Below are 26,587 nucleotides of genomic sequence, written 5' to 3'. Positions count from 1 at the left end.
ATCAAAGTAGACTTACCACCCGGCGCTGCGCAGAGGTCTAATACGCGTATATCTTTATTGAGGTCGGTTGTTTGTTTCAATGCTTGTTCGAGGAACATGCTAGAGGCTTCCTGCACGTAGTACAATCCGCCATGGAAGGCAGGATCGAAGGTAAAGGAAGGCCTTTCGGACAGGTAGTAGCCGTGGGAGGACCAGGGGATGGGGGTCATCGTGAAATGTGAAAGGTGAGACGTGAAATGTGAATCGGGTATCGGCAATCGGCAGTCGGCAGTCGGCAATGGGTTGTTGTTCATTGAACTGTCCTGATTAATAGCCTGGTCCATATCGGCCCCTGGTTGCCCATTATCTGTTTTCAATGGGTTGAAACGGATAGAGGTGACCTGTTCGCCGGAATTGTGGACGGCGAGGAAAGTTTGGCGATTGTAGCCTTTAATGCCTTCGAGTGCATCCAGTAATGCCTGTGGTAAATTCAAATTGGAATCAAATTAATCGGCAAATTTACGGCTGAAAAATTAAATGTCAACCCCGTGGTGTGATGGTGCCTGTAAATGGAGGAAGATGGGCTGGCTCCGACGGGTGGATGCTGGATCAAAATGATCATAAAAACCAGTTGTATGCTGGTGATGATCACGAGTGACCAGAAGGGGGCAGTATCAGTTTTCTGTGGAGGTCAGGGGAATATTCTCGTAGCAGGAAATTACATAAAAGATCTATTCAATTGTATCGGCATAGTCGTCCAGGATTCCTGTATCCTGTACAACAATAGCCTTTTTCTCTTTTGTGCTAATACCTTTACCAACAATGTGACAAAACAAGCATGCCCCACGACTAAAAAAACAAGGACAATATGTTTTTCACATTAAATAGAGAGACACGCCACTTCTCAAAGCTTTCATTCCGGAGCAATCTATCTTTGAAATAAAGTATGCAAACATATAGCACAGGCACTATTACAATTGCTAACAAAAGGCTGATTATACTCAACCATACCAGCTTCTTCTGTACTTTTCTCTTTCTGATAACCCAATATGCAATAGCTTCACCCAGCAGGATTGAGACAAATATTCCTGCTATCACCAAAAACTTAAATTTCCTGGTACCGATTAGCAATCCCTTATCTACAGTTAAAACCTGGTATGAAAACCATAGCACCAACAAAATGAGAAATATCATCCACCATACGGGAGCAGTAAAGCTTTTTTAGCATCCAAGCATTGATCAGTTTAGACGTTTAACAAAGAGCAGATTAGGATCAGGCATAATCATTGAGGATATCTTGGCCATCGCTTGTAGCAGTATCTGAATTATCGCTACGTTTTTTAAAGGCATTGATCAATACCAGCACAAAACCAATATGCCCAATTATGATACCAGCCCATATTAAATATCTATTGATATTACTGATCCTGGCTATTGCAGATTGGGCTTCACCTGCGCCATTGGACAAGCTTTGAAAGGCTACAAATACCGAAAACACAATGGGAATCCCAACGAATGCCAGTAAAAGTCCTCCGATATGCATCCATACAAAATCCTTTCTTGTGATCCGGTTGCGGATCCTCCAATAAAGGATTGCTTCAGTTACCAGAATAATCAAAAAAGCACCCTGACTGATGAGCTCTCTTTTGATTTGCTCGCGATAAATATCCTGGATAAACGGCTCTGTTATCCTCATCAATCTTGTGAAAGAATACCATGTACTGAGCAAGAAAAGTATTTTCAGGAGGATGATCAAACTCATCCACCACAGGGGTGTCGTATAACTTTTCTTAGGAGTCAAAGGGGGTATATTGGGTCACAAATTCTTGATCTCTGCAATCAGGTCCTGCAATACTTTTTGGCATCGCCAAAGAGCATGGAGGTTTTGGGTTGGAAGAAGAGGTCGTTTTCGATACCGGCATAACCGGGCTTCATGGAACGCTTGTTGACGATCACATTTTTGGCCAGCTCCACATCGAGGATGGGCATGCCATAAATGGGGAAGTGGGATCGGTTTTGGCGGCCGGGTTCACCACATCATTGGCACCTAAGATCAATACCACATCGGTAGTGGGAAATTCTTCGTTGGCCTGTTCCATTTCCTGCAGCTTATCATAGCTCACATCGGCTTCGGCCAGGAGTACGTTCATGTGACCGGGCATGCGTCCTGCCACGGGATGGATGGCATATTTCACTTCCACGCCTTTGCTTTCCAATAGTTTTTCGAGTTCATGGCAGGCATGTTGGGCCTGGGCCACAGCGAGGCCATAGCCGGGCACGATCATTACTTTGTGGGCATAGGTCATGACGACCGCGGTATCGCTCAGGGAAATTTCTTTATAATGGCCCTGGTCTTTTTGGCGCCACCACCGCCGCTGTTGTTATTGCCTCCTCCAAAGGAGCCGATCAATACATTGAGGAGTGAACGGTTCATGGCCTTGCACATGAGGATGGTGAGTAAGGTACCTGCAGCGCCTACGAGGATACCCCCGGTAAGCATGACTTTATTATCGTACAGGAAACCGCCGCAAGCTGCAGCCACGCCGGTAAAGGAATTGAGGAGGGAGATGACCACAGGCATATCGGCACCACCGATGGGCATAACAAACAAGATACCATACAACAGTGACAAGCCAAGAACAGCATAGAACAGCATGGAGATATAAGCAATATTAAGGGCTACTTCGGGTGCATCGTCGGTAGACCCTACGCTGACCTTGATCTTATAAATGAGGAAGGTGGATAAAGCGAGGATGGCCACCAGGATGACCTGGTTGACAATATGCTGGCCTTTGAAGGCAAAGTCTTTTATTTTTCCATTGAGCTTACCCCAGGCGATCATGGAACCGGCAAAGGAGACGGAGCCAATGATGAGACCGGCAAAGATGGTGATCAATACACCTGTTTGTACGCCAAGGGACAATACAGCATCATTGATCTGATCGCCTGCCTCGTAGGCTTCCTGGATGGAATTCTTAAAACCTGCGTGTGCATAATGGCCAAATTCGATGATGGAGATGAGTGCGGCACAGGCTCCACCCATGCCATTGAACAGGCTCACCATTTCGGGCATGGCAGTCATCTTCACTTTTTTGGCAGTGAGAGTGCCAACGATACCACCAATGAGGAGGCCACTGAAGATCCATAGGTAGTTGTGCAATTTTTCACCGGTATCTTCATCGCGGTAGAGGAAGATGGTACCTATAATGGCGATGGTCATCCCTACCGCCGCTATGAGGTTGCCCTTGCGGGCTGTGGCGGGATTGGACAGCATCTTCAGGCCAATAATAAATGTTACTGAACCGATCAGGTAACAAAGGGTGAGTATACTGAATTCCATAGCGTATAATTCGTTATTTCCTTGGAAAATGGTGGGCCGCCTTTGGAAGGCGACCCACCATTTTTTATTTCTTCTTAGACTTAAACATTTCCAGCATGCGATCGGTGACGACAAAACCTCCCACCACGTTGAGGGTCCCCAGTACCACGGCGAGGAAACCAAGTGCCAGTGCCACATAATTATCACCTTCGGCTTTGCCCATCACGATAATGGCACCGATAATGACGACACCATGGATGGCATTGGCCCCACTCATGAGGGGGTGTGGAGTACGCTGGGTACACGGCCAATGACCTCAATACCTACAAAGATCATGAGGATAACGATGTAGATGATCTGCTGGTTATCGGATAGCCATTTTAATACTGCTTCCATAGCTGCTGAATTTGAGAATTTGAAAATTTGCTAATTTGAAAATGCCTATACGGCCTTCTTCCTGCTCCCTAGCTTACCCGCTGCCGTAGCTCAGTTTCCTTTCACGCGCTCATTTGTCACAGCTCCTCCATGGGTAATGCAGGCTCCTTTCACGAGATCGTCTTCCCAATTGAGGTGAAGGCCGCCTTCTTTATTGATGATGAGCTGCAAAAGTTCAATATGTTCTTACCATACAGTTTGCTGGCATCGGATGGCATGGTAGCGGGCAGGTTGCTATCGCCGACGATGCGTACGCCATTGAAGGATACGGTCTCGTTGTTTTTTGTAAAGGGGGTATTACCACCGGTAGCCGCTGCCAGGTCGATGATCACAGAACCATTGCGCATGTTTTGGAGCATGGGCTCGCTGATGAGGATGGGTGCTTTTTTGCCTGGTATTTGTGCGGTGGTGATAATGATATCGGCTTTGGCAATGCTTTCGGCTATTCTTTGCTGCTGGCGTTGTTTGTAATCGTCGGATTGTTCTACGGCATAGCCACCAGCTTTGGAAGCGTCGGCTGCGCCTTCTACTTCGACAAATTTAGCGCCGAGGCTCATCACTTCTTCTTTTACAGCCGGGCGTGTATCGAATACTTCGACGACGGCGCCCAGGCGGCGGGCGGTGGCTATGGCCTGTAAACCGGCTACGCCGGCGCCGAGGATCAATATTTTGGCGGGAGCAATGCTACCGGCAGCGGTCATGAACATGGGAAAGTAACGGCCATAGGTATTGGCAGCCAGCAATACGGCTTTGTACCCTGCAATATTGGCCTGGGAGCTTAGGACATCCATGCTTTGGGCACGGGTAGTACGGGGCAACATATCGAGGCTAAAAGAAGTGACCTGCCGGGTGGCCCAATGCTGCATGAGGCCTGGATTAAACAGGGGCTGGTATACACCGATGATGATCTTTGCAGCAAGGGTTTCGGTTTCGGGAAACTGGTGGATGGCGAGGATGATATCGGCGGTTTGTAGTACCTCCTGCCTGTTTTTGATCTGGGCGCCTGCTTTGGTATATTCCTGGTCGCTGCTGTAGGCTTTTTCGCCTGCACCCTGCTCTACCAGCACGGTGATGCCTTTTTGGTTAGGGTAGCTACCGCTTCGGGTAGCAGGGATACACGGGTTTCGGCTGATGGTTCTTTTAAAATTCCAAGCGTCATAGCCATTGATTGTGCATTCAAGGTACACAAAAACAGCTGAAGAATACAGAATTCAGAATACAGAATTTAGAATACGGAATTAGGCGTTAGGTGTTAGGGGAAAAGCTGCGAGCCTCGAGCTGCGAGCTTTTGAATACGGTAGCCTACAAAAAAGGTCCATGTACCTTGGGGGCGCATGGACCAGTATATCATCCAAACTCTTATTGATTTCTTTTCTTAATAAGCCTGGGCAAATAGTACGCGTTGTTTGCTGGGCTTGCCGCTCAGTACACAAACGCCTTCTTCCTGTGCATTGTCGAGGGAATACAGCGAATGGTGGCTTTGGTTTGTTCTTTGATCTTTTCTTCGGTTTCGGCTGTACCATCCCAATGGGCGGAAACAAAACCACCTTTTTCGTTGAGGGTCTTTACAAACTCGTCCCAGGTATTGACCCTGGTGATGTGCTCATCACGGAAAGTCAGGGCTTTGTTGTAAATGGCTTGTTGTATTTCGTCGAGGAGGGCAATAACGCGGGCAGCCAATCCGTCGAGTGATACGCTGGTCTTTTCGCGGGTATCGCGGCGGGCCAGTTCGGCTACATTGTTCTCAATATCTCTTGCACCGATGGCAATGCGTACGGGTACGCCTTTCATTTCGTATTCGGCAAATTTCCAACCGGGGCGGGTATTGTCGTTGTCATCAAATTTCACGCGGATACCGGCTGCTTTCAGTTCTGCTGCCAGGGTTTTGGCTTTGGCATCAATGACGGGTTTGCTTTCTTCGCCTTTGTAAATGGGTACGATCACAACCTGGTGTGGGGCAATCTTTGGGGGCAGGATCAGTCCTTCATCGTCGCTATGGGCCATGACGAGGGCTCCAATGAGGCGGGTACTTACGCCCCAGCTGGTGGCCCATACATAATCGAGTTTATTTTCCTTATCAGAGAATTTTACTTCAAAGGCTTTGGCAAAGTTTTGACCCAGGAAATGGGAAGTACCTGCCTGGAGGGCCTTGCCATCCTGCATGAGGGCTTCGATGCAATAGGTTTCAACAGCACCGGCAAAACGTTCGCTTTCTGTTTTCAATCCTTTGATGACGGGTAATGCCATCCAGTTCTCTACAAAATCGGCATATACATGGAGCATTTGTTCTGCCTCAGCTACTGCTTCTTTGGCAGTAGCATGGGCGGTATGACCTTCCTGCCAGAGGAATTCGGCTGTGCGTAAGAAAAGGCGGGTACGCATTTCCCAACGGACTACGTTGGCCCATTGGTTGATGAGAATGGGCAGGTCGCGATAGGATTGAATCCAGTTTTTATACGTGTTCCAAATGATGGCTTCGCTGGTAGGGCGTACTACGAGTTCTTCTTCCAATTTGGCTTCGGGATCGACCATCAGTTTGCCTTTGTGCGCGGGATCGGCTTTCAGGCGATAATGGGTAACAACGGCGCATTCCTTGGCGAAACCTTCGGCATTTTTTCTTCTGCCTCAAAGAGGCTTTTGGGCACAAAGAGGGGGAAATAAGCATTGACGTGGCCGGTATCCTTGAACATTTTGTCGAGGGCATCGCGCATATTTTCCCAAAGTGCAAACCCATAGGGTTTTATTACCATACAACCGCGTACAGCCGAATAGTCGGCCAGGCTGCCTTTAATAACAAGGTCGTTGTACCATTGGGAATAGTCGGCGCTTCTACTGGTGATCTCTTTGCTCATTTTGAATTTTATTAGCTCGGGGCGGCTTTTTCCAGTCGATGGAGGAATGCGATCAGTCGGTTAAAACCAGTGTTTTATCGCTGATTTTCACGGTCAACTTTAACATTCCGGCCACATTTTTAATGGTATTGGCCACCTTTTATTGTAATTTTATTCTGAAAGAACGCAAAAGTAGCAACTTCGCATCGTAAAACATTAAAATCGCACTAATCATGTCCCGACTTCTACTTTTCACTGCTTTGGCAGTTACTGCCTTCTCCAGTTGCTCGGTGTCCCGAACCGGGCAGTCAAAAACACCGGATGATGTTTATTATTCACCCGCCCGTGAGGGGCAGCTTATGTGGAGACGGAAAAGAAGCAGGATGGGTATCGCAACGAAGAATACAGCAATTCGTCGGATGACCGCTGGTTGCGTATGCGGGTGCGGGACCGTTATCGCTGGAGTGCATTTGATGATTATGATTGGAATGACTACCGCTATAATAGCTGGGCGATGGGCGCCAGCACGTATAATCCTTTTACTGGAATAACTGGAACTATAATTTTGGCAATTACTACCGTTGGAATAGTTATTGGAACCCGTATTGCCCTGGGATCATAATTGTAAACCCCAAGGCCAATCAGCCAGTGTATACAAAGGTGCGGGAGTTCAATCCGGGCCGTTATACGAATAGCAATTACAACAATAGCAACCGGCCTCTAAGCACCTCTAAAACGGGCACCATGCGTTATGGATCGCCCAGTTATAACAACAGTAATACGCGCACGAATAGTTTGGGCAGCAGTATCCGCAAGGTATTTTCCAATGAAAATGGCAGTGGCAGGAATAGTTATTATTCCCCGGTTCTTCAGACAGGCCCGCAAGGACTTATACGCCAACTGACAATTCTTCATCACGCAGTTATACGCCTTCTTCTTCCAGTAGCAGTTCCTCATCAGGCAGCAGTGGTGGAAGTAGTGGCGGTGGCGGTGGGGGTGTGAGCAGGCCAAGCCGTGGCGGTAACTAACATCGCAAATTATTATGAGAGGAAACAGGATTTAAGATATCTTGAATTTTGATTCCTCTTTTTTATACCTCCCTGATCATCTTGAATATAAACACATGAACAGAAAACTTTACCTGATTGCCGTATTACTTGCCGGACAGCAGGCGATGGCCCAGATACCGGAAGATGCTTTGCGCATGAGCTGGAATGTACCACAAGGGTCGGCCCGCAGCCAGGCCATAGGAGGGGCTATGGGCGCCCTGGGAGGAGAGATCACCAACCTGTGGGTAAATCCTGCGGGCCTGGGATTTTATAAAACGAGTGAGCTTGTATTGAGCCCTGGGTTTACGATGGCCAGGAGCAAGGGCAGTTTCCGGGAAACGGATGCAACGGCTGATAAGCTGAACCGGTTTAACCTGGGGGCTTCGGGATTTGTATTTGGTTGGGGGGGATAAGTATAGTAAGTGGTCGAGCAAGGCCTTCAGCATCGGCGTAAACCGCACGGCTAATTTTGCCGGCAGCTATCACTATAAAGGAATCAATGATTACAGCTCCTTTACGGAACCACTGGCCAATGAGTTTTTCAATTATTATACCAACCAGCGCCGCAACAATCCTTCTTTGACGGATAAGCAGATCATCAATAATGCCATCGATGACCGTTCTGTATCGGTGCCTACCAGGATGTCGTTGTACACCTACCTGGTAGATGTGGAAAAGGGGGCCAATGGCCAGGGAACTGTATTCTCCCGTGCAGAAGATGTAGGGATCGTTAACCAGGAGAAACAGATCACGACCAAAGGAGGTATTACGGAAATAGCGCTGGGCTTTGCCTCGAATATGGATGACAAGCTCTATATCGGCGGTAGTGTAGGTATACCGATCGTGAACTATCAGCGCAACAGCAGTTTTACGGAATCTGATGCTTCCACAGACGTGAATGATTTTGGTTATTCCAGGTATACGGAAGAATTTACCTCCAAAGGGGTTGGTATCAATGCCAAGCTGGGAGTAATCTTCAAACCCGTAGAAAGGCTGCGGATCGGGGTAGCTGTACATAGCCCAAGCCTATATGCCCTGAAGGATAAGACTTCCAGTAAAATGGTAACGGACGTAGAGGACCTGTTTCCGGGCAAACCTGGATTAGACAGTATCCAGTCCGCTACCTTATTCGATGCCAAGAAAGATCCTGAATTCAAATACGACCTGGTATCGCCCTGGAAATTTATGGTGAGCGGTTCTTATGTATTAAATGAAGTAGAGGATGTTTCCCGTCAAAAGGGATTCATTTCTGCGGATATTGAGTATGTAACGTATGGTAGTTCCAAATTCAATGAAGCGGAGGACAACGGGGAAGGAGAATATTTCAAGCAGGTAACAGAGGCGGTGAAAAAAAGCTATAAGGGTGCGTTGAACTTCCGGGTAGGTGGTGAGCTAAAGTTCAATACGATCATGACCCGGCTTGGCTTTGCTTACTATGGCAATCCTTATGAAGACAAAGAACTGAAAGCACATAAAATGAATGTGAGCGGTGGCTTGGGCTATCGTAATCATGGTATATTTATTGATCTTACGTACGTGCGCAGCCTCAATAAAGATGCCGACTTCCCTACCGGGTGGATGCTCCACGGGCTAATACCTACGCTACGATCAAAGATCAGAGCAGCAATATCATGCTGACGTTTGGGATTAAGTTGTGAGACGTGAGATGTGAAATGTGAGAGAGTCGTGAATCGGCGGCCGGCAATGCGTTTGTTTCAATAGGTTCGTGAATCCTGGATAGGGTTTAATACATAAAGGTTTCTTTATTAAAAGCATCTACGTACTTCAGCAAACGCATCAAAACGATTTTACATAAATGTTTTAAATAATAAACCCCGCCTGAAAAGGCGGGGTTTGTTTTCAAGGTTCTTTTAAAAACCTTAACCCTTCACTTTAAAGTCCTCATAGGGGATCTCTACGGATTGCCGGGATTCGCTCCCGGCTGGTTGTTTGGCATTACAAAAGTCGGATATCTTATTAGAATAATTTCACATCCAAATAGCCGTCTATCGCTAATATTAACAAAATTTACGTTTGGCTAAGTATTAGCCCTTAGACCAAGGGTGTTCACTGGATCGCTGCCCCTGTTTTCATGCTCCAGCCGTTGCCAATTGGCAATATTGGAGTACGGCGGCTTCATTACCCGGAGAAAACCATTGTACATCAATGCTTTTGCGAAACCAAGTGAGCTGTCTTTTAGCATACTGACGGGTGTTTGTTTTGATGGCTTCGACAGCCTGGGGCAAGGTGTTGTGGCCATCGAAATATTGAAACAACTCATTGTATCCCACGGTTTGAAGTGCATTTAATTGCCGCCAGTGTAATAAAGAACGTACTTCTTCCAATAATCCTTCCTGCATCATCAAATCTACGCGTTGGTTAATGTTTCTATGCAATTCTTCCTTGGGTAATTCAATCCAATTTTAACAATCCGGAACGATCTGGCGGCCTTTTTCCTTGTTGGAAAGTCCGGATTGACTGACCGGTGACCAATTTTACCTCCAGTGCTCTCAGAAGCCGCTGGGGTTGTGAATTTCGCCGGTACTGTAATAGAGGGGGTCCTGTTGTGCTACTTGTTGTTGCAACCAGGAAAGGCCCTGCTGTTGAAACTGTTCATTGATATGCTCCCTGACCTCCTGGGAGACGGGGGGATATCGTCCAGGCCTTCACAAAAAGCTTTTACATAGAGGCCGGTGCCGCCGGTCATGACGGCTACCGGGGTGTGTTGATATATTTCGTTAACGGATTGCAGGGCATATTGTTCAAAAGTGGCTGCATTTACATCCTGGTGGATGGAATGGGAGTTGATAAAATAGTGTTGTACGGTGGCCAGTTCGGCTGGCGAAGGTTTTGCGACACCAATGGTCATTTCGCGGTAGCATTGGCGGGAATCGGCAGAAATGATAGCTGTATTAAAATGGTTTGCTACACGGATAGCAAGGGCCGTTTTACCCACAGCTGTAGGTCCTACGATGACTATACAGGTTTGCTGCATGCTTGGTTGTTAACAAAAAGAGGTGACCTCCTGCCGATGTGGATATCACCTCCTGTATAAGTTCCGGGAATTTCTAAATATCTTCTTCTTTGCCGCCTTCTTCTTCGGCTTCTTCTGCTTCTTCGCCCATTTCGAGGCCATCATCATCGCCTTCTGTGCTGAACCCTTCCGCACCGGCTTTCAGGTCATATTTTTCTTCTACTTCGGTAAGTTTATCACCCACGAGGCCTTTGGTGCCATATTGTGAAGGGGCAATGCCTTCGGTTTTAACCAATACAGGATAGTCGAGTTTCGCATTTTCTTCTTTAGACACATTGATCAGCTCTACCATGAAACTCCATCCTTTGACAAAATCATAGTTGTAGATAAATTTCTGGTTGGGATCGCGGATCTCGGAACCTATGGTGGTTTCCTCCATGAGGAGGGGGCCACTTTGTAGGGTCTATCGTATTTGGCCAGGCTTATTTCCCTTCCGCGCTGCCAATGGTCATTGCTGCGGTAGAAAGTAGCCTGGTGTTTACTATCGAATTCGTAAGCTTTCAGGATGATCTGGTGCAATTGCAAGAAGGTTTGTGTGTGCTTTACAGCCACATCACGATAAATGCTATCGTCTTCCTCAAAATATATCCTGAATTTTAATACAGCCATAATAGTTGCTTGTTACTTGTTTCTGGTTTATGGTTCTTACAGGTAGTTACGTTTTTAATTGGACCGAATACCTGTTAAGCAGTTTCTAAGGTTAATAGTGCTGTTACTATTCCAAAAGTAATATAATTCCTTTAAACTCTTTTTTCGCACAACTATCATACCAGCAACTGATTTCGGGGCTGGTATTTATGCGACAGGTTTTAACCCTATTTCTTGTGCCGTTTTCATCATAAAATCATAGGCAGCGTCATAATTATTGTCAATTTTTCCGTCCAAAATGGCTTCCCGGATGGCATTTTTAATATCCCCAACGTATTTACAGGGGGTGAGGCCGAATATTTCCATGATCATTTCGCCGGTGATGGGTGGTTGCCAGTTGCGGATGCGGTCTTTTTCTTCTACTTCTTTTAATCGTTCTTTTACGAGCTCGAAATTTTCGAGGAACCGTTTTACTTTTTGTTTGTTTTTGGAGGTGATATCGGCACTACACAATAACATGAGGGCATCAATATCGTCACCTGCATCGAACAGGAGGCGGCGGATAGCAGAATCGGTAATATCTTCTTTGGTTAGGCTAATGGGACGTAAATGTAGTTCGACCAGTTTACGGACGAAGCGCATTTTTCGTTTTGGGGCAGTTTAAGCCGGGTAAAGATGCGGGGTACCATCCGGCCTCCTACTACTTCATGGCCGTGAAATGTCCAGCCGTGTCCGGCCTCAAATTTTTTGGTGGGGTTTACCGATATCGTGCAATAATGCTGCCCAGCGGAGCCAGAGGTCTTTTGTGTGCACGCTGATATTATCGACCACCTGAAGGGTGTGGTAAAAGTTATCTTTATGTCCCAATCCATCAACAAATTCGGCCCCCACGAGGTCGATCATTTGGGGAAAATAATGTGCAACAGGCCGCTTTTATAGAGGAGATCAAGTCCAATGGAAGGCTTATCGCTTAAGAGTATTTTATTGAGTTCATCGGTAATACGCTCTTGTGAAATAATGCGGATGCGTTCTACATTGTCCTTGATGGCCTGAAAAACAGGCGGGTGGATGGTAAAGCCCAATTGTGCTGCAAAACGAATAGCGCGCATCATCCGGAGGGGTCATCACTGAATGTTTGCAGGGGATCGAGTGGTGTGCGGATGAGTTTATTTTCCAGGTCTTTCAATCCATCAAAGGGATCCACCAGTTTGCCATAATCGGCTTTGTTGAGGCTGATGGCCATGGCATTGATGGTAAAATCGCGCCGATCCTGGTCGTCTTTAATGGTACCGGGTACAACTTCAGGATTGCGGGAATGGTAACGGTAGGATTCTTTGCGGGCGCCTACGAATTCGATCTCAAAGGCCTCTTCAGCCTCCCCCAGGCCCTCTTTTGAAGGAGGGGAGAGAAGATCCGTCTTCGGAGGAAGCAATGTGTCTTTCTTCGTGGTAGAATTCTTTGAGTTTTATTTGTGCAGTACCATAGGTTTTAAAAAAGCAACGTGGGGACGGGGCTTGAAACGATCGGCTACGCGATTGGCCAATTCGATACCATTTCCTACGCATACAATATCAGCATCCTTGGTATTGCGGCCTATCAATTTATCGCGCACGAAACCGCCGATGATCCAGGCTTCAATGCCAATATCGGCTGCAGCATGGGCTATTTTATTGAAAACAAACAGTTCTTTATCAGAACACCGGATATCCATTGGGCAAATGTAAATACAAGAATACAGAATATAGAATTTAGAATGGCCGGGAGTGGAAGGCGATGAGGCAGTGAGGGAGGTTGGGGCTTTCGTTCTATTACCTGGCAGGTAGGTGTAGCAGCTTCGGATGCACCACCCTCTCCCGAAAGTTTTCGAGCGCACTCTCTACTCCAGTGCTGCCAGGAGTTGTTCATCCATGATGTTGCAGGCGCATTTAAAGTGGCCCAGGGGGCAAGTTTTGCGGCCATGTAGTCCGCAGGGACGGCAAGGAAGGGGCTCCTGTACCTCTACGATAAACCGTTTATCGGATAAGGGTCCAAAGCCAAAAGACGGTAATGTAGAGCAATATACTGCAGTAACGGGTGCATTGACGGCAGAAGCAAAGTGCATGGGGGCTGAATCGTTTACATAATTCATCACGGCGCGCTTCATGAGGGCTGTGGATTGGAGAAAGTTCAACTTACCACATAGGTTGGTAAGGGGTAATTGGGGAGCTCCTGCTTTAATGGCTTCGGCCAGGGCAACATCACCCGGACCACCCAGCAGGTAAATGTGATGGGTGGTGGTAAGGCGGTTTACAAAACTGGTCCATTTATCAGCAGGGTACTGTTTGGTGAACCATACGGAAGCTGGCGAAATAGTGATATAAGGCACCTGCTGGTATTGCCATACGGCCTCCTCATCTGACTGTGAAGGGTAGAGCCTGGGTTTTCAGGCGCTCCGCTGGTAAATGCCTTGATCAGTTCGTCGTTCCTTTCTATTTCATGGCGAGTAGTTGTACCATCGCTGATGACGTGTTTGATACGTTTTGTAAAAAACGGCTGAATGGGTTCTTATCGAATCAATGGTCTCCCGGGCGCCGGAAAAGCAGTGAGCAGGCCAGTGGCTGCAAACCGTTGTATATTGATCACTTTATCGTAGTGGCGGCTGCGGATAATACGCAGGAGTTTCAACAGGTTTTTATTTTTTGACCGGATGCTTTATTCCATACCAATACTTCGCGCAGGTAAGGATGGTTTTTGAGCAGGCCTTCGTTGCCTTTGCGCAGCATAAAATCAATTTGTGCCCCCGGGAAATGGTGGTGTAATTTTTCGACTATACCGGTTGCCAGTACAACATCACCAATAAAAGCTGTTTGAATGACGAGGATCTGCAAAGTCTATGCTTTAGAATGTGAAAATTGGTGAATTTCTAATTTTCAATGTTCGATGCTTAATGTTCAATACTCAATGTTCAATGGGTAAGGATCAGGGTCGGATGACGGTAACCTGTCCGCGATCCCATCGCACGACGGCAGACGGTTCGGCAATGGCGGCATCGTGTTGCCGGTATTGCACGATATAATCTACCTGTTGCCTGATGGTTTCGGAAATCTCTGTAAAGGTACGGGGCGTAGGTTGGCTGCTGAGATTGGCGGATGTGGACACAATGGGTTTCCGGAGGCGTTTGATCAGGTGCTTGCAGAAGGTTTCCTGCACGATACGAATGGCAATGGAACCATCCTGGTTGACGAGGTTATCGGCCAGTCCAATGGCGCCCTCGTAAATAACGGTTGTGGGTTTGGTCACTGAGTCCAGGTAATCGAATATGGCGAGGTCGGGATGGGCCACGTATTGCAGGAGGTCGCGCTGATCGGCGAGGAGCACGATCATACTTTTTGATCCGGGCCGCAGTTTCAGTTCATAGATCTTACGAACTGCATCGGCATTGGTGGCATCGCAGCCAATACCCCAGACGGTATCGGTAGGATACAGTATCAATCCGCCTGCCTGTAATACGGTCAGGGCTTTTTCTACATCGGTGGTGAAATCCATGGTGCAAATGTATTGCGTAAAAACAAGACGGGAAAACGGGCCTTGTGGTCCTTAATTTCCCTGATAAAGGATGGGTATGTTGTGGCATTGTTCCGGTAAATATGCCTGGCATATAGTAGATTTGCCAAAAATTCTTCATCATGGAATTGCAACAACTGATTGTAGAAGCCTGGGGTAACCGGGAGTTATTAAAAGAGAATAAGTATACGGAAGCTGTAAAATCCACGATTGCTGAGGTGGATAAGGGTTTATTGCGGGTAGCTTCGCCCGGCGATCAGGGTTGGACGGTGAATGAGTGGGTAAAGCAGGCGATCCTGTTGTATTTTGGCATCCAGCAGATGCAGACCTGGAGTTTGGGGCCTTTTGAATTTTATGATAAAATGTTGTTGAAGAACAATTATAAAGACCTGGGTGTTCGTGCTGTACCGCATGCTATTGCACGGTATGGGGCTTTTATTGGCCGAAATGTGGTATTGATGCCTTCTTATGTAAATATCGGCGCTTATGTAGATGAGGGCACGATGGTGGATACCTGGGCAACAGTAGGCAGTTGTGCGCAAATTGGAAAGGGTGTGCACCTGAGTGGTGGTGTAGGCATTGGGGGTGTACTGGAACCTTTACAAGCTTCGCCGGTGATCGTGGAAGATGGTTGTTTTATTGGCAGCCGTTGTATTGTAGTAGAAGGGGTGATCGTAGAGAAAGAAGCGGTATTGGGCGCCAATGTGGTGTTGACGAAGAGTACGAAGATCATTGACGTGAGTGGTGCAGAGCCTGTAGAGTATAAGGGCCGTGTACCGGCCCGCAGTGTAGTGATACCTGGTTCGTATACCAAAAAATTCCCAGCGGGAGAATACAGTGTAGGTTGCGCCCTGATCATTGGTCAGCGCAAGCCCAGTACAGACCTGAAGACGAGTTTGAATGATGCGTTGCGGGATTTCAATGTGAGTGTGTAGGGAACCAGCATTCAGAAAGCATTGCCGGTATTTTGAAGGGTAGGTACAGAAACAATTTTAATTTTCAGCCCTGGTTGCGGGTGTTTGCTGCTTGCTGCCGGGGCTTTTTTATTGATGACGGAGCTAAAGAAATACAATAGTACTACCTGGGGATTTGGGATTGCCTTCCTGGGCAGTATTCTATTTTCCACGAAGGCGATCATTGTGAAGCTGGCTTTTACGCATGTAAAAGTAGATGCGCTCACCTTACTTACGTTGCGGATGATCTTTTCGCTTCCGTTTTACCTGGCCGCTGCATGGCTGGTAGCTAAACAGCAGGACAATACCCGGCTTAGCAAGCAGCAATGGGGGTATGTGCTGTTATTGGGGATATTTGGTTATTACCTGAGCAGCTTGTTTGATTTTGTTGGCTTGCAATATATCTCTGCCGGGCTGGAAAGATTGATCCTGTTCCTCTACCCTACTTTTGCGGTATTGATCAATGCTTTTGTATTTAAGCAGCCGATACAACGGATGCAAAAGGTAGCTTTGGTGCTTACGTATGTGGGCATTGGGCTGGCTTATTTTGGTGAATTGCGGGTAGACACGCATAATCCCAACTTCTTTTACGGCAGTTTTCTCATTTTCCTTTGCGCCATTACTTATTCTATTTACATAGCCGGGAGTGGTTATATCATTCCCAAGGTGGGGGCTACGAAGTTCACAGCTTATGCGATGCTGGCAGCCACGGGTGGCATCTTTACGCACTTTCTGTTTGCCGGCAATTACGCTGCTTTACAGCAAGGTGCGGGCCTATGGTGGTATGCTTTGCTGTTGGCCATTGTGGCCACGGTAATACCTTCGTTCTTAATCAGCTATGGCATGAAAAAGATCGGTTCCAATAATGTGGCCATTATTAGCAGCATTGGGCCGGTATCTACGATCCTGCAGGCGCATTTTGTATTGGGGGAAGGTATCTTCCCCGAGCAGATTATCGGTACGGTACTGGTAATCATTGGGGTATTGCTGATTGGCTGGAAAAGAAAGGAAGTAGTAAAATAAAAATTCTCTTTTTTGAAATGGCATTTTACCCTATATTTGCACCCCCGAACACAAAGTTAATAAGCCGGGACATCGAGAGATAAACGGCTGAATGACAACCTGCCCAGGTGGCGAAATTGGTAGACGCACTGTGTTCAGGTCGCAGCGCTCGCAAGGGTGTGCTGGTTCGAATCCAGTCCTGGGCACTTAGAAGCTTTGTAAGTCTATGATTTACAAAGCTTTTTAATTTGTACTTGTCAATCTTTGCTGACAAGCAAATGACAAGCAGTTTTCCAATTCTTCTTTTGAAAATTGTTTTTATCCGTAATCATAATTCAAAAGTTATCGTTTTATTACCTGAACCAACCGCAGTAGCAAGTCCTGTAACGTCATCAACCGACCGAGCTTCGTGTAGTTATAGGAAGTGGAAAATGTTTTATAAAACAACACTAAAGTGGAAGAACCGTATAACATCAAGTCTCCGGTTTGAATAGTACCTGGATTGGATGCATTCGTGGGAAGACTGCGGGGCATATCAACATACTTTTCATTGCCATTCAACTCAACCATGTTTACCGTTAACGGTAAAAGTGATTTGAACGCAGTTGCTGTTGCATTGTCATACAATGTTGCTGTAAAAGTGTTATTTCCGATTTTGATTTTCATTTTACCAGCTGTTGGATTTGTAATGTTGTTGCTGTCTGCTATAGAAGTATTCTTACTGCAAGATGCACAACTTGTCAGTGACCATGTCAAGAAAGCCAGCATAAGTAATTGTTTCATAATAACTGATTTTAAGCCTCAATAATTGATGTAACTGATAATCTACGGCTCGAATACTTTCTAATCTCTATTGTACTTTTATCCGTTTTATTGACAACCTACACCACCTGTTATGGTTTATTCTAAAGCTCCTGGGATGTAGGACGGAAGATGACTTCATTGATATCTACATCCTCCGGTTGGCTAATTGCAAATGCAACCACACGTGCAAAACTGTCCGGACTAATCCCTACAGCTCCGACATAACCTTCATTCGCCTCCCTTACGTCTGCTTCAGTAATATGTTCAAGCAACTCTGTTTTAACAGCGCCGGGGCAAACGATTGTTGTACGAATATTATATGGCTTCACTTCCATGCGTAAGCCTTCCGTCAATGCCCGCACTGCAAATTTTGTAGCAGAATAAACCGCAGAGCCATTAAATATTTTATGACCCGCTACAGAAGAGGTGTTGATAATCTGACCTGACTTTTGCTCTTTCATGTAAGGAAGAACGGCAGCAATGCCATTGAGCACCCCTTTAATATTGACATCAATCATCTTATCCCATTCATCAACATTAAGGCGGTCCATCGGTGACAAGGGCATGATACCCGCATTATTAAGTATGACGTCTACACGTCCAAAATGTTCAACAGCTGCATCAACCAATTTCCTTACCTGTTCCCGTTGTGTTACATCCATAGCAACGGCAAGTGCTTTTCCACCATTGTCCTGGATTTCCTTTGCCAGCTTTTCAATTCTGTCCCTTCTTCTTGCACCCAGTACCGCTGTTGCTCCAAGCATTGACAGGTGCTTTGCTGCAGCTTCGCCCATACCACTGCTGGCTCCTGTAATTATTACGACTTTACCTTTGATGTTATTTTCCATTTCTGTTTGTAATTTTAGATTGTTGCTGCATCAATAACGTACCTGTAGCGGGCTTGTTTGTTTACGACCTTTTCCCATGCATCGTTTATCTCTCCCGCTTTTATAATTTGAATTTGCGGATAGATTTCGTTCTTAGCACAATAGTTCATTACTTCCTGTGTTTCAGGAATACCACCAATTAGTGAGCCATTGAAATTTACCCGGTTAAAAATCATATTGAAATTATTAATGGTAAGTGCTCCGTTAATAGGTTGACCAACTTGTGTGAAATAGCCGTAAGGCTTTTACACAATCGATGTAGCCGGACATTTCATAAGCATAAGGGACGGTCGAAATCATGTAGTCTAACTTCCCTTTCCACGGCTTTAGCTTATCTGCTGCATCTACCACAATCACTTCTTTTGCACCAAAACCTTTAATGTCATTCACCTTTGAAGGAGAAGTGGTAAAAGCATACACTTCTGCGCCCTTTGAGGCAGCTATTTTGATTGCCATGTGACCTAGTCCCCAATGCCAACAACTCCTACTTTGTCGCCTTTTTTCACATCGTATTGCATCATTGGAGAATAAGTAGTGATACCTGCACAAAGTAATGGCGCCGCATATTGCAACTCTATATTCTTAGGAATTTTGATAGCAAAGTGTTCGGTTACCACGATGTTGTTCGCATATCCGCCTTGTGTAATACCAGTGGGCGATGATGGTTCTGGTGTACCATATGTACCTACCATACCTGTTGTCTCGCAATGATGTTCCTGTCCCTTTTACAACTTTCGCATTGCATGCAACTGTTGACCATGCAACCTACACCGGCTTTATCACCAACTTTAAATTTGGTTACATTTTTCCAACTGCTGCAACAATACCTGCTATTTCGTGTCCCGGAACCTGTGGGTATTGCTGCTTGCCCCAATGTCCTTTAATGGTGTGTATATCGGAATGGCAAATTCCGGAATATTTTATTTCAATTAAAATATCGTTGTCACCAACCGGCCTGCGTTCGAAATTCCAAACTGTTAGTTTTCCATGTTCATCTTTACCTGCATAGCCTTTCGATTTAATATTACTACCCATATAAATTGGTTGATTTGATTGAGAAAAACCTGCACTGGACTTGTAAGCATTATTCCCGCACCTGCCATTGCCGTTTGCTGAATGAATTTTCTTCTTGATGATTGATTGTTGTCTTCCATAAAAAATGGTTTCAAGATTATTTACTGCTGTTGTATTCTTCATCTGTCACTTTCTGCAACCAGGTCACGATGCCCTTTTCTGTTTTGGGTAGGATATACATCTGTTGCATACCGGTATTAGGGCTTGCACCATGCCAATGCAAAACATTTGGCGGACACCTCACCACATCACCCTTCCTGATTGTTTGCCTTGGTTGTCCTTTTATTTGGTGGTAACCTACACCGTCTGTAATAATCAGTATCTGTCCTGCCGGATGGGTATGCCAGTTGCTTCTTGCTCCCGGCTCGAAGTATACATTTCCAACTACCGTATTGTAGATGCTATCGTTTGGCACCAAAGGAGTGTTCCATGCATTTCCAGTAAAGTTTTCCGCTGGTCCTAATTCACCTTTTGTAAAGATGGCTTGTAATTCACTGCTTTCTTTGTTTGATTTATTTTCCATACAACTGATTGTTAGCAATGCCAAAGAAGCGATTGCGGTTATGTAGCTTGCTTTCATTGTCCTTTGTTTATTGCGTTGACATATTGGCTGTTGCTGAAGGGTTTTCATTCACTTTTGCTGTCTTGTTCTCCTTGTCTTGTTTCAAGTTTTGGGTAAAGAACGCAGTCAGTTTGTCAAAATGGATTTTGTCTAACCTGTCATACAAATCAACGTGGTCTGCACCAGGTACAATCACCAATTCTTTCGGCTCTGAAGCCATTTTATAAATGTCTTCAGAGTAGTAACGAGAGTGAGCATTCTCACCGGCAATCAGTAGTATCGGACGAGGTGAAATCATCTGTATGTTAGCTGCCATGGGGAAGCTGAAGAATGACATGGGTGTGGTAGCCGTCCATGCCGTTGTTGAGTTAATGGACCTTGGGTGAAAACCTCTTGGTGTTTTATAATAATTCCAGAATGCCGTTAAGACTGGATTTGGCTTATTGGGCAGCGTGTCGGGAAGTCCTTTGTTTCCTTTTATGATGTTGCCATTTTCGTCAAAAGGAACTTCGTGCAAGCCCACTGCAGTTTTACCATTTTCTGCATCTATCCAACGCTGCTTGCTAATGTAATTAATCACCTTATGGCGCTGTTCCATTGTATAACTGTCTTTGTAACTGCGGCTAATGCTGCGGGACATGTCATACATAGACGCTGTGGCAACTGCTTTGATCCGGCTGTCGCTGGTAGCGGCTGTTAGTGCCATACCACTCAATCCACAAATGCCCATTACACCAATCCGGTTACGGTCAACGGAAGGCAGCAAGCCGATATAGTCCACAGCTGCGCTGAAGTCTTCGGTGTTAATTTCAGGCGAGCCAACATTGCGAACGTCTCCGCCACTTTCTCCGGTGAAAGAAGGGTCAAATGCTAATGTCACAAAACCTCTGGCGGCAAGTTCATTTGCATAAAGTCCTGAAGACTGCTCTTTCACTGCCCCAAAAGGACCACTCAAGACGATGGCAGCAAGTTTTTGATTACCGATATTTTTGGTGTGTACAAATCTCCAGACACCGTAATTCCATACCGGTTCTTAAAGGTTACTTTTTGCCGTGTAACCTTATCGCCTAATTGAAAAGTGTAATGTTCTGTTTGACCTTGGTTATTCATAAATTCTTTTTTTTTGCTTTGTCTGAGTATAGATCTGCCCTATAAGTAGAAAGGACAGAACTGCTAATAGTGTTAACTTTTTCATTTGTCTAATTATTTATGATTGCTCAATTGCTTTTATTGTTTTTGCAGGTACACCACCAACCACTGTATTTGCTGGAACATTTTTCGATACAACTGCTCCTGCTGCTACTACTGCATTTTCCCCAATGGTTACGCCGGGCAGTATCGTTGCCCCCGCACCAATCCAAGCATTTTTCCTGATGTGAATATGCCCGGGAACAAGTGATTGTCTTTCGTTAGGGAAACTGGGTGTCCTTCGGATAATAGACTTACTTTAGGTGCAATCAATACACCGTCTTCAATGGTAATACCTCCTAAATCAAGGAAGACACAATCGAAGTTGATAAAGACGTTCTTACCGATTTTGATGTTCTTGCCGTAGTTCATATACAACGGTGTGAAAACGGCAACGCTTTCGTCAATTTCTGAATTAGTAATTTGGCTTAGTAAGTCTCTGATTTCTTCCGGGTCAAAGGAGTTGTTTAGCTGAACCAGTAGCTTCTTGGTAGCAAAAGAAGCCTCCCGCAATTTGTAGGCTTCGGGATTATTGGCTGGAATAGCTTCTCCATTTCTTAGCCGTTCAAAAATGCCTTTGCTATGCTGATTTGATACCATACCACAAAGGTCCCACAATAAGTAAGCCTACTAGTAACGATTATCAAACCAATAATTAAGAATTTCAAACTTCCTGCATCCGCAATGCTTTAGGGTTTGTCCCGGTTAGTCTTTTAAAGAAGTTATTAAAGTACGTAGCATATTCAAAACCAAGCGCATAAGCAATGTCGGCAATGTTCCAGGCGGTATGCAGCAGCAGTGCTTTGGCTTCGCTAACGATGCGTTCTGTTATGTGAGTTGTTGTGGATTTGCCTGTTACTTCTTTCACTGCACGGTTCAAGTAATTAACATGCACGTGCAGAACATTGGCATAATCCTGCGCCGTTTTAAGCCGCAAGGGGTTATCTGCACTTTCAATTGGAAATTGCCTTTCGAGAAGTTCAAGGAAAACTGCAGTGAGGCGTGAAGCAGCATTTTTATGCTTGTCGTAATGTTCTGAAGGTTGAAGTTTTAAGGCTTCATGAATAATCAGGTTGATGTAGTTGCGTATGAGATCATCTTTATAGGTATAATCGCTCTTTTGCTCCTCTATCATCCGCTGAAAGATGGTATTTAGAAACAACCTTTGAGGTTCATCTATTATTAAAACCGGTGTGCCGCCTATCTTAAACAAAGGAGAATTTTGCAGGCTTTCTGAACGGTCGGATGCTTTGAAAAATTCCTCGGAAAAAAGGACCGTATATCCTACATAGGTAGTGGAGATAGTCTCCCAGGAATAAGGAATGTGTGGATTGCCAAAAACAAAATAGTTCCTTCCTGCTCAAAGTTTTATCCGCATAATGGATTTTACTTTTTCCTGTAGTCAGGCAAATTTTATAAAAGTCCTTTCTGCTATAAGTCTTTGTGGCGCTACCATCAGCTTCTATTTGAAATACATTGAAGCCTTTCAACTTTAGCTCGTTGTTGAACTCTGAAACCTGCCGCAAATTTTTTCTTTCCATGAAACAAAGTTAAGAAAATCAAAACAGAAAATTTCCTTACCTGGCCGGATATCAAACACTTTAACGTTACCTAATAAATCAGCGATTTTAAACTATAAATTATTCGTAGTTCTTCTTTGGATTGGTTCGATAATTCTCCAATGTGGGGCACTATTTTTTTCTTTCTTCAAAACCCGCTCTGGAGGCGGGTTTTTGGTTCGAAGTCACGAATTGTTTTATAATTAAGATTCCATATACTCTCATTTCTAAATATATTTAGGTTCGAATTTAGTTATGGGTGTCCAAAAATGCAATGGTGCTGACCCTGCATATTTTGCCCGGGCGTTGGCATCGAATTACTGGTCATTTAGCGATCTTTGCAAATACCTGTCGCACTTCATCGTCCCAAAGGGCCACCAATTCTTTTACTGTTCCATTAGTATTTGTAACGAATTGAATTCGTAATCCCGGTCGTCCTTCTACCCCGAAGGTGTTTTCCATAAGGTAGGTAAGTTTTGTGGGAGGCATCTTGTCTTTTGCTTCATAATAAACCGAGTTGTTATCATACGTTACCACCCTGCCATTAGAATAAAGACCTTGTATATTTGAAAGGAAGGAGCTATCTGCCTGTTGCGGATTTAGCTGAGATTTCAATTCAAACAATTTCCATTTATACAGTTGCTGAAGCTCCTGCACGTCAACAGCCGACAATAGTTTTCGCATAGCTTCGACCTGTGCAGTTAATAAAGCTTTGTCAGCATTTATTTTTATATCTGGTATTACACCTGTGCCTTCCCAGTTTGTTTTGGTAATTGCATTGATATTTGCGACAGTAGGGATCATCATATACAGTGTTGAATCGATGGGGAACCTGAAGCCGGGATTGGCTTCACCGTTCGTTTGCTCCCCGATGATTACCGCTCTTTTCAAAGCTTGCAGGGTATACGCTACGCTTTCTGCCGCTGAAGATGTTTTTTTACTTACAATAATATAAACCGGAATACCCGTAAGCTTTTTAACCCGGGTGTCTTTGGAGAGATAAACTTCCACTACCTCGTTGTTTTCCTCTGTCTAAATTCTCCGATCTTAATTGAATCCTCCAGGAAATAACTCAGCAGGTAATTGGCCATATCGGCGTGTCCACCCCCATTTTCCCTCAAATCAATAATAAGGGCGTAAGAATTAGAAAGGAAATTCATGGCGGCTGTCACCGATTCTTTTGCCAGGCTGATATCCGCAAAGTGATTGAATTTAAAATAGCCAATATTACCATCCAGCCGCTTTACCTCCCGCAGACCAAAGTTTTCATATTGAAGAAACCGGAGGTATTTTTCATCAGGTTCTTCTTTGTTTGTAGTGTTTTTATCAGCCATAAGTTGACGTACGATCACTGGTCCGTAAAATATATCCAGGTGCTTATCGCCAGCAATTGTTTCCAGGTCTTTATTGAACATTTCCAGGAAGTCAAACAGAGTGGTAACGGTCTTGTAGGCATTGCTGTTTAGTTTTTGACGAAGCCGGATTTCGATATCAGGCAGTTTTCCGGGGAATACGTAATTGTCTTTTAGCAACCGGAATGCTCTTTCGATAATACTATCCTGTCCTTTGGCAGTGATTGGCCTGTTGCCTGGCTGTCCCAGGCACAAAGTGGTGTTCAGCAACAGGCATGAAATTGCCGTTGCAATGATTTGCATGACTTTCATAAAAATTTATTATGGTTAAATAATCAGGACTGTTTTTCAACAGCAAATAGTAGATGTAAAAGCCAAGAGCAGCAAATAAAGTAATAATCCCAAAAGTCATAAGTCCAAAGGGCAGGAAGTGTGCTACCACTGCTCCTGCACCGGTGCCCGCGAGTACCAATCCCCATTTTAATGCGCCAAACATGGGCTCGGTCCTGGAGAAAGTGAATAATTGTTTCAAGGTTTCTTCCGGCAGGCCCTTTTCAATCATTCTTATTTTAAGGGCCTTATTGGCATTGATCCTGATAATAGTTAATACTACATAAAAGAAAATCAGTATCAGCGCAGTGGGCAGTCCTATCTCAATTACCCGGTCGGGAATTAATTTGTTCTTATCGCGGTCGTATAGGTCCTGCAAAAGATGAGCGGCCTGTCTTAATGAATCAATGGTTATTTGCTTTTTAAGCGAATCAATTTCATCCTGTGCTTTCAGGCTGTTTCCCGCCGGAAAAATGGCCATAAAAAGAACGAATATTATTACCGGGAGCTTTTTCATAATTGATGTTTTGTAGTTTATCAGATTATTCAAACTAATTTTTGTTGCAGGTTTAACAGGCGTTTTTCCATATTTTGCCCTGTAGCTCCATTTACCATCAAGCAATTGAAAAAAAAAGCAGGAGCGTCCCTGAAAATAAGAATACGGAAAAGAACTGTATATATTGATGTTGCCCAAACAACTCTATTATGCCTGAAAAGGCTTGTGCCAGTCCTCTTCCAAACAAAAACAGGATGGAAGCCGGTACTGCAAGAGCTATTCCATACAGAATTATTACCTGGCTCCGGCCAGCTTTATTTTTAGCGCTGGTCATGATATTCGCCATGATGATATCGGGCAAGAGTGTATCTGTTGAAACAGGCAGGTTTTGTTCAATCACTGTAAAAATCTCCTTGTAAAAACTAACCTGCAACCGGCAAGCGGGGCAATCCTGCAAATGCTCGTTTAAAGGGCTGTCCTTGGCCAATACCCCGTCCAGGTATTGTTGTATTTCAGAATCGGTTAAATGATGACTGCTCATAAATCTTCTTTATTTACATGATGAAGGAGTATTTCTTTTAATTGTCTGCGGCTGCGGTATAAATAACTTTTCACGGTACCTATGGGTAAGGCGCAAATGGCACTTATCTCTTCATAGCTGTATTCATGGGTATGATATAATGTCACGATGGCTCTGTAGAGCGGCGGCAATTGCTCAATAGCCGAAATCAATAATTGCTGCGTTTGTTTGAGGTTGAAAATTTCATCTGGCTGAACGTACTCTTCGCTTTTTATACCAATAAGGGCCGGTATATCGTCTTCGGTAATATTATCTTTCACAAGATCGTCCAGCAAGAGATATTTCTTTTTCGCAGGAAGGCAAGGCAGGTATTGTAAGCAATGCGGCCAATCCAGGTGGAAAGTTTTGATTCGAATCTGAACACTGGAAGATGCTCATATACTTTTAAGAACACATCCTGTATAATGTCCGCCCTGTTATCGGGGCAGGGTATCAGTCCCGATACGATCATTGTCACCAGTTGCTGGTAATTTACAATAAGTTCCCTGTACGCCTCAGGATTGCGCTGAATACGATTTATCAATTCCCGCTCTATGTTGGTTAATTGGGGGACTTGCATAAAGTCTATCAGAGCAGAAAATTGGTTTTTGTTGCTGATTGGCAAAAAAATAAAGGCTTGATATTCGCTGTTTTGGTTGGATAAAGATTATTATAAATTGATTTTTAAAGGTTTATTTAGATTAAGAATTGTTTTAAGCTTATAAATTAAATCCAAATCTCCAATAAATTGGTTCGATAAAATTCCATTGTGGGGCACAAAGCCTTCCGAGGTAGTCGGGAGGCTTTTTTATTTGGCGGCGTTGAGCGCTTGCGCTCAAAAGCGAACAAATAAAAAAACCAGCGACACGAAGTGGCGCGAAGGCGTAATCATTCGGTCCTCGACATTACCGAAGCGATTACAAAGGAGCATACATTTACATTAGTTCTTTGAAGCTATTATGACGGGAGTTATTAGAACAGGAGCTCTTTGTAGATTCTTGCTATGATCCGGTATCTACACATGGATACTAATCTTATCGAGA

General features: G+C 44.8%; 41 protein-coding genes, 1 tRNA gene and 3 pseudogenes. 7 read left to right on the top strand and 38 right to left on the bottom strand.

Going from position 1 to position 26,587, the window contains the following annotated elements; genetic code table 11:
- Positions 1 to 164 precede the first annotated feature (164 nt).
- From RS881_RS13945 to RS881_RS61605, 9 genes and pseudogenes are all read right to left on the bottom strand, one after another.
- Positions 165 to 209, bottom strand: a pseudogene (locus RS881_RS13945) (hypothetical protein); the annotation flags it as partial.
- 1,043 nt (positions 210 to 1,252) lie between these two features.
- On the bottom strand, positions 1,253 to 1,708 hold the full coding sequence (locus RS881_RS13940) for a hypothetical protein (RefSeq protein WP_315821635.1): 456 nt from the start codon (positions 1,706 to 1,708) through the stop codon (positions 1,253 to 1,255).
- A gap of 110 nt (positions 1,709 to 1,818) precedes the next feature.
- Positions 1,819 to 2,285: pseudogene (locus tag RS881_RS59440) on the bottom strand (NAD(P)(+) transhydrogenase (Re/Si-specific) subunit beta).
- A gap of 17 nt (positions 2,286 to 2,302) precedes the next feature.
- A complete protein-coding gene (locus RS881_RS59435; RefSeq protein ID WP_350340125.1) occupies positions 2,303 to 3,319 on the bottom strand; it encodes an NAD(P)(+) transhydrogenase (Re/Si-specific) subunit beta in 1,017 nt (338 codons plus the stop codon).
- Positions 3,320 to 3,383: 64 nt separating this feature from the next.
- Positions 3,384 to 3,575 (bottom strand): proton-translocating transhydrogenase family protein, encoded by a 192-nt coding sequence (locus RS881_RS13930; protein WP_315821634.1) that lies wholly within the window; start codon positions 3,573 to 3,575, stop codon positions 3,384 to 3,386.
- On the bottom strand, positions 3,572 to 3,694 hold the full coding sequence (locus tag RS881_RS61610; protein ID WP_315821633.1) for an NAD(P) transhydrogenase subunit alpha part 2: 123 nt from the start codon (positions 3,692 to 3,694) through the stop codon (positions 3,572 to 3,574). The genes RS881_RS13930 and RS881_RS61610 overlap by 4 nt, the downstream gene beginning before the upstream one ends.
- Before the next feature lie 149 nt (positions 3,695 to 3,843).
- Positions 3,844 to 4,800, bottom strand: a complete 957-nt coding sequence (locus RS881_RS13920; protein ID WP_315821632.1) for an NAD(P) transhydrogenase subunit alpha — start codon at positions 4,798 to 4,800, stop codon at positions 3,844 to 3,846.
- Between the two features lie 355 nt (positions 4,801 to 5,155).
- Positions 5,156 to 6,265, bottom strand: coding sequence for a proline--tRNA ligase (gene proS / locus RS881_RS13915; RefSeq protein ID WP_315821631.1), 1,110 nt, complete (start codon positions 6,263 to 6,265; stop codon positions 5,156 to 5,158).
- A 29-nt stretch (positions 6,266 to 6,294) separates the two neighbouring features.
- On the bottom strand, positions 6,295 to 6,585 hold the full coding sequence (locus tag RS881_RS61605) for a class-II aminoacyl-tRNA synthetase family protein (protein WP_315821630.1): 291 nt from the start codon (positions 6,583 to 6,585) through the stop codon (positions 6,295 to 6,297).
- 340 nt (positions 6,586 to 6,925) lie between these two features.
- On the opposite strand from RS881_RS61605, the gene RS881_RS13905 reads away from it, so the two are divergent.
- The 4 genes from RS881_RS13905 to RS881_RS13890 all read left to right on the top strand — a co-directional run bounded on the left by RS881_RS13905 (position 6,926) and on the right by RS881_RS13890 (position 9,251).
- On the top strand, positions 6,926 to 7,186 hold the full coding sequence (locus tag RS881_RS13905) for a hypothetical protein (protein WP_315821629.1): 261 nt from the start codon (positions 6,926 to 6,928) through the stop codon (positions 7,184 to 7,186).
- A gap of 38 nt (positions 7,187 to 7,224) precedes the next feature.
- Positions 7,225 to 7,566 (top strand): hypothetical protein, encoded by a 342-nt coding sequence (locus tag RS881_RS13900; RefSeq protein WP_315821628.1) that lies wholly within the window; start codon positions 7,225 to 7,227, stop codon positions 7,564 to 7,566.
- Between the two features lie 121 nt (positions 7,567 to 7,687).
- Complete coding sequence (locus RS881_RS13895; RefSeq protein ID WP_315821627.1) at positions 7,688 to 8,026, top strand: hypothetical protein; 339 nt, start codon at positions 7,688 to 7,690, stop codon at positions 8,024 to 8,026.
- A complete protein-coding gene (locus tag RS881_RS13890) occupies positions 8,004 to 9,251 on the top strand; it encodes an OmpP1/FadL family transporter (RefSeq protein ID WP_315821626.1) in 1,248 nt (415 codons plus the stop codon). The genes RS881_RS13895 and RS881_RS13890 overlap by 23 nt, the downstream gene beginning before the upstream one ends.
- Before the next feature lie 452 nt (positions 9,252 to 9,703).
- On the opposite strand, the gene RS881_RS13885 is transcribed toward RS881_RS13890, so the two are convergent.
- The 11 genes and pseudogenes from RS881_RS13885 to RS881_RS13835 all read right to left on the bottom strand — a co-directional run bounded on the left by RS881_RS13885 (position 9,704) and on the right by RS881_RS13835 (position 14,760).
- Positions 9,704 to 10,009, bottom strand: coding sequence for a tRNA dimethylallyltransferase (locus RS881_RS13885; protein ID WP_315821625.1), 306 nt, complete (start codon positions 10,007 to 10,009; stop codon positions 9,704 to 9,706).
- 173 nt (positions 10,010 to 10,182) lie between these two features.
- Positions 10,183 to 10,608 (bottom strand): tRNA (adenosine(37)-N6)-dimethylallyltransferase, encoded by a 426-nt coding sequence (locus RS881_RS13880; RefSeq protein WP_315821624.1) that lies wholly within the window; start codon positions 10,606 to 10,608, stop codon positions 10,183 to 10,185.
- A 73-nt stretch (positions 10,609 to 10,681) separates the two neighbouring features.
- On the bottom strand, positions 10,682 to 11,026 hold the full coding sequence (locus RS881_RS13875) for an IS1096 element passenger TnpR family protein (protein ID WP_315821623.1): 345 nt from the start codon (positions 11,024 to 11,026) through the stop codon (positions 10,682 to 10,684).
- Positions 11,008 to 11,256, bottom strand: coding sequence for an IS1096 element passenger TnpR family protein (locus tag RS881_RS13870; protein ID WP_315821622.1), 249 nt, complete (start codon positions 11,254 to 11,256; stop codon positions 11,008 to 11,010). Before RS881_RS13870 ends, RS881_RS13875 begins: the two co-directional genes overlap by 19 nt.
- A 186-nt stretch (positions 11,257 to 11,442) precedes the next feature.
- On the bottom strand, positions 11,443 to 11,877 hold the full coding sequence (locus RS881_RS13865) for an HD domain-containing protein (RefSeq protein ID WP_315821621.1): 435 nt from the start codon (positions 11,875 to 11,877) through the stop codon (positions 11,443 to 11,445).
- A 96-nt stretch (positions 11,878 to 11,973) separates the two neighbouring features.
- On the bottom strand, positions 11,974 to 12,138 hold the full coding sequence (locus tag RS881_RS13860) for an HD domain-containing protein (RefSeq protein ID WP_315821620.1): 165 nt from the start codon (positions 12,136 to 12,138) through the stop codon (positions 11,974 to 11,976).
- Positions 12,135 to 12,347 carry a tRNA nucleotidyltransferase/poly(A) polymerase-related protein gene (locus tag RS881_RS13855; RefSeq protein WP_315821619.1) on the bottom strand — a complete coding sequence of 71 codons (213 nt, stop codon included), beginning with the start codon at positions 12,345 to 12,347 and terminating at the stop codon, positions 12,135 to 12,137. Before RS881_RS13855 ends, RS881_RS13860 begins: the two co-directional genes overlap by 4 nt.
- Positions 12,344 to 12,946: pseudogene (locus RS881_RS13850) on the bottom strand (hypothetical protein). Before RS881_RS13850 ends, RS881_RS13855 begins: the two are co-directional and overlap by 4 nt.
- A 165-nt stretch (positions 12,947 to 13,111) precedes the next feature.
- Positions 13,112 to 13,600, bottom strand: a complete 489-nt coding sequence (locus tag RS881_RS13845) for a glycosyltransferase family 9 protein (protein ID WP_315821618.1) — start codon at positions 13,598 to 13,600, stop codon at positions 13,112 to 13,114.
- Positions 13,601 to 13,895: 295 nt separating this feature from the next.
- On the bottom strand, positions 13,896 to 14,102 hold the full coding sequence (locus tag RS881_RS13840) for a glycosyltransferase family 9 protein (RefSeq protein WP_315821617.1): 207 nt from the start codon (positions 14,100 to 14,102) through the stop codon (positions 13,896 to 13,898).
- Between the two features lie 91 nt (positions 14,103 to 14,193).
- Entirely contained in the window at positions 14,194 to 14,760 is a 567-nt protein-coding gene (locus RS881_RS13835; protein WP_315821616.1) for an L-threonylcarbamoyladenylate synthase, read from the bottom strand.
- 140 nt (positions 14,761 to 14,900) lie between these two features.
- Between RS881_RS13835 and RS881_RS13830 the strand changes: the two genes are divergently transcribed.
- The 3 genes from RS881_RS13830 to RS881_RS13820 all read left to right on the top strand — a co-directional run bounded on the left by RS881_RS13830 (position 14,901) and on the right by RS881_RS13820 (position 16,939).
- Complete coding sequence (locus RS881_RS13830) at positions 14,901 to 15,713, top strand: 2,3,4,5-tetrahydropyridine-2,6-dicarboxylate N-succinyltransferase (RefSeq protein WP_315821615.1); 813 nt, start codon at positions 14,901 to 14,903, stop codon at positions 15,711 to 15,713.
- A gap of 84 nt (positions 15,714 to 15,797) precedes the next feature.
- Complete coding sequence (locus RS881_RS13825; protein WP_315821614.1) at positions 15,798 to 16,754, top strand: DMT family transporter; 957 nt, start codon at positions 15,798 to 15,800, stop codon at positions 16,752 to 16,754.
- A gap of 101 nt (positions 16,755 to 16,855) precedes the next feature.
- Positions 16,856 to 16,939, top strand: a tRNA-Leu gene (locus RS881_RS13820).
- A 136-nt stretch (positions 16,940 to 17,075) separates the two neighbouring features.
- On the opposite strand, the gene RS881_RS13815 is transcribed toward RS881_RS13820, so the two are convergent.
- The 18 genes from RS881_RS13815 to RS881_RS13735 all read right to left on the bottom strand — a co-directional run bounded on the left by RS881_RS13815 (position 17,076) and on the right by RS881_RS13735 (position 26,088).
- The gene (locus RS881_RS13815; protein ID WP_315821613.1) at positions 17,076 to 17,516 is read right to left on the bottom strand and encodes a cyclophilin-like fold protein; all 441 of its coding nucleotides are present in this window, start codon (positions 17,514 to 17,516) and stop codon (positions 17,076 to 17,078) included.
- A gap of 122 nt (positions 17,517 to 17,638) precedes the next feature.
- Positions 17,639 to 18,385 (bottom strand): SDR family oxidoreductase, encoded by a 747-nt coding sequence (locus RS881_RS13810; RefSeq protein WP_315821612.1) that lies wholly within the window; start codon positions 18,383 to 18,385, stop codon positions 17,639 to 17,641.
- Between the two features lie 14 nt (positions 18,386 to 18,399).
- Entirely contained in the window at positions 18,400 to 18,600 is a 201-nt protein-coding gene (locus tag RS881_RS13805; protein ID WP_315821611.1) for a hypothetical protein, read from the bottom strand.
- Between the two features lie 28 nt (positions 18,601 to 18,628).
- The gene (locus tag RS881_RS13800; RefSeq protein WP_315821610.1) at positions 18,629 to 18,880 is read right to left on the bottom strand and encodes an MDR/zinc-dependent alcohol dehydrogenase-like family protein; all 252 of its coding nucleotides are present in this window, start codon (positions 18,878 to 18,880) and stop codon (positions 18,629 to 18,631) included.
- A gap of 5 nt (positions 18,881 to 18,885) precedes the next feature.
- Positions 18,886 to 19,116 (bottom strand): MDR/zinc-dependent alcohol dehydrogenase-like family protein, encoded by a 231-nt coding sequence (locus RS881_RS13795; RefSeq protein ID WP_315821609.1) that lies wholly within the window; start codon positions 19,114 to 19,116, stop codon positions 18,886 to 18,888.
- Positions 19,117 to 19,222: 106 nt separating this feature from the next.
- Entirely contained in the window at positions 19,223 to 19,459 is a 237-nt protein-coding gene (locus tag RS881_RS59430; protein WP_350340124.1) for an alcohol dehydrogenase catalytic domain-containing protein, read from the bottom strand.
- Positions 19,402 to 19,578 (bottom strand): twin-arginine translocation signal domain-containing protein, encoded by a 177-nt coding sequence (locus tag RS881_RS59425; protein ID WP_350340123.1) that lies wholly within the window; start codon positions 19,576 to 19,578, stop codon positions 19,402 to 19,404. The genes RS881_RS59430 and RS881_RS59425 overlap by 58 nt, the downstream gene beginning before the upstream one ends.
- Positions 19,579 to 19,595: 17 nt before the next feature.
- A complete protein-coding gene (locus RS881_RS13785) occupies positions 19,596 to 20,021 on the bottom strand; it encodes a (R)-mandelonitrile lyase (RefSeq protein ID WP_315821607.1) in 426 nt (141 codons plus the stop codon).
- Positions 20,022 to 20,088: 67 nt separating this feature from the next.
- The gene (locus tag RS881_RS13780; RefSeq protein ID WP_350340216.1) at positions 20,089 to 21,045 is read right to left on the bottom strand and encodes an alpha/beta hydrolase; all 957 of its coding nucleotides are present in this window, start codon (positions 21,043 to 21,045) and stop codon (positions 20,089 to 20,091) included.
- Between the two features lie 222 nt (positions 21,046 to 21,267).
- Entirely contained in the window at positions 21,268 to 21,396 is a 129-nt protein-coding gene (locus RS881_RS13775; protein ID WP_315824470.1) for a hypothetical protein, read from the bottom strand.
- On the bottom strand, positions 21,384 to 21,848 hold the full coding sequence (locus RS881_RS13770; RefSeq protein ID WP_315821605.1) for an LbetaH domain-containing protein: 465 nt from the start codon (positions 21,846 to 21,848) through the stop codon (positions 21,384 to 21,386). The genes RS881_RS13775 and RS881_RS13770 overlap by 13 nt, the downstream gene beginning before the upstream one ends.
- A 64-nt stretch (positions 21,849 to 21,912) precedes the next feature.
- Positions 21,913 to 22,461, bottom strand: coding sequence for a helix-turn-helix domain-containing protein (locus RS881_RS13765; RefSeq protein ID WP_315821604.1), 549 nt, complete (start codon positions 22,459 to 22,461; stop codon positions 21,913 to 21,915).
- A gap of 670 nt (positions 22,462 to 23,131) precedes the next feature.
- Positions 23,132 to 23,818, bottom strand: a complete 687-nt coding sequence (locus RS881_RS13760) for a S41 family peptidase (RefSeq protein ID WP_315821603.1) — start codon at positions 23,816 to 23,818, stop codon at positions 23,132 to 23,134.
- On the bottom strand, positions 23,818 to 24,471 hold the full coding sequence (locus RS881_RS13755; RefSeq protein WP_315821602.1) for a S41 family peptidase: 654 nt from the start codon (positions 24,469 to 24,471) through the stop codon (positions 23,818 to 23,820). Before RS881_RS13755 ends, RS881_RS13760 begins: the two co-directional genes overlap by 1 nt.
- Positions 24,362 to 25,006 carry a DUF6249 domain-containing protein gene (locus tag RS881_RS13750; RefSeq protein WP_315821601.1) on the bottom strand — a complete coding sequence of 215 codons (645 nt, stop codon included), beginning with the start codon at positions 25,004 to 25,006 and terminating at the stop codon, positions 24,362 to 24,364. Before RS881_RS13750 ends, RS881_RS13755 begins: the two co-directional genes overlap by 110 nt.
- 97 nt (positions 25,007 to 25,103) lie before the next feature.
- On the bottom strand, positions 25,104 to 25,526 hold the full coding sequence (locus RS881_RS13745) for an anti-sigma factor (RefSeq protein ID WP_315821600.1): 423 nt from the start codon (positions 25,524 to 25,526) through the stop codon (positions 25,104 to 25,106).
- Positions 25,523 to 25,840, bottom strand: coding sequence for an RNA polymerase sigma factor (locus RS881_RS13740; protein ID WP_315821599.1), 318 nt, complete (start codon positions 25,838 to 25,840; stop codon positions 25,523 to 25,525). Before RS881_RS13740 ends, RS881_RS13745 begins: the two co-directional genes overlap by 4 nt.
- Entirely contained in the window at positions 25,822 to 26,088 is a 267-nt protein-coding gene (locus RS881_RS13735; RefSeq protein WP_315821598.1) for an RNA polymerase sigma factor, read from the bottom strand. Before RS881_RS13735 ends, RS881_RS13740 begins: the two co-directional genes overlap by 19 nt.
- Positions 26,089 to 26,587 lie beyond the last annotated feature (499 nt).

The sequence above is a fragment of the Paraflavitalea speifideaquila genome (assembly GCF_032395985.1).
GTDB classification, from domain to species: domain Bacteria; phylum Bacteroidota; class Bacteroidia; order Chitinophagales; family Chitinophagaceae; genus Paraflavitalea; species Paraflavitalea speifideaquila.
This window is presented reverse-complemented; position numbering and strand designations above follow the sequence as displayed.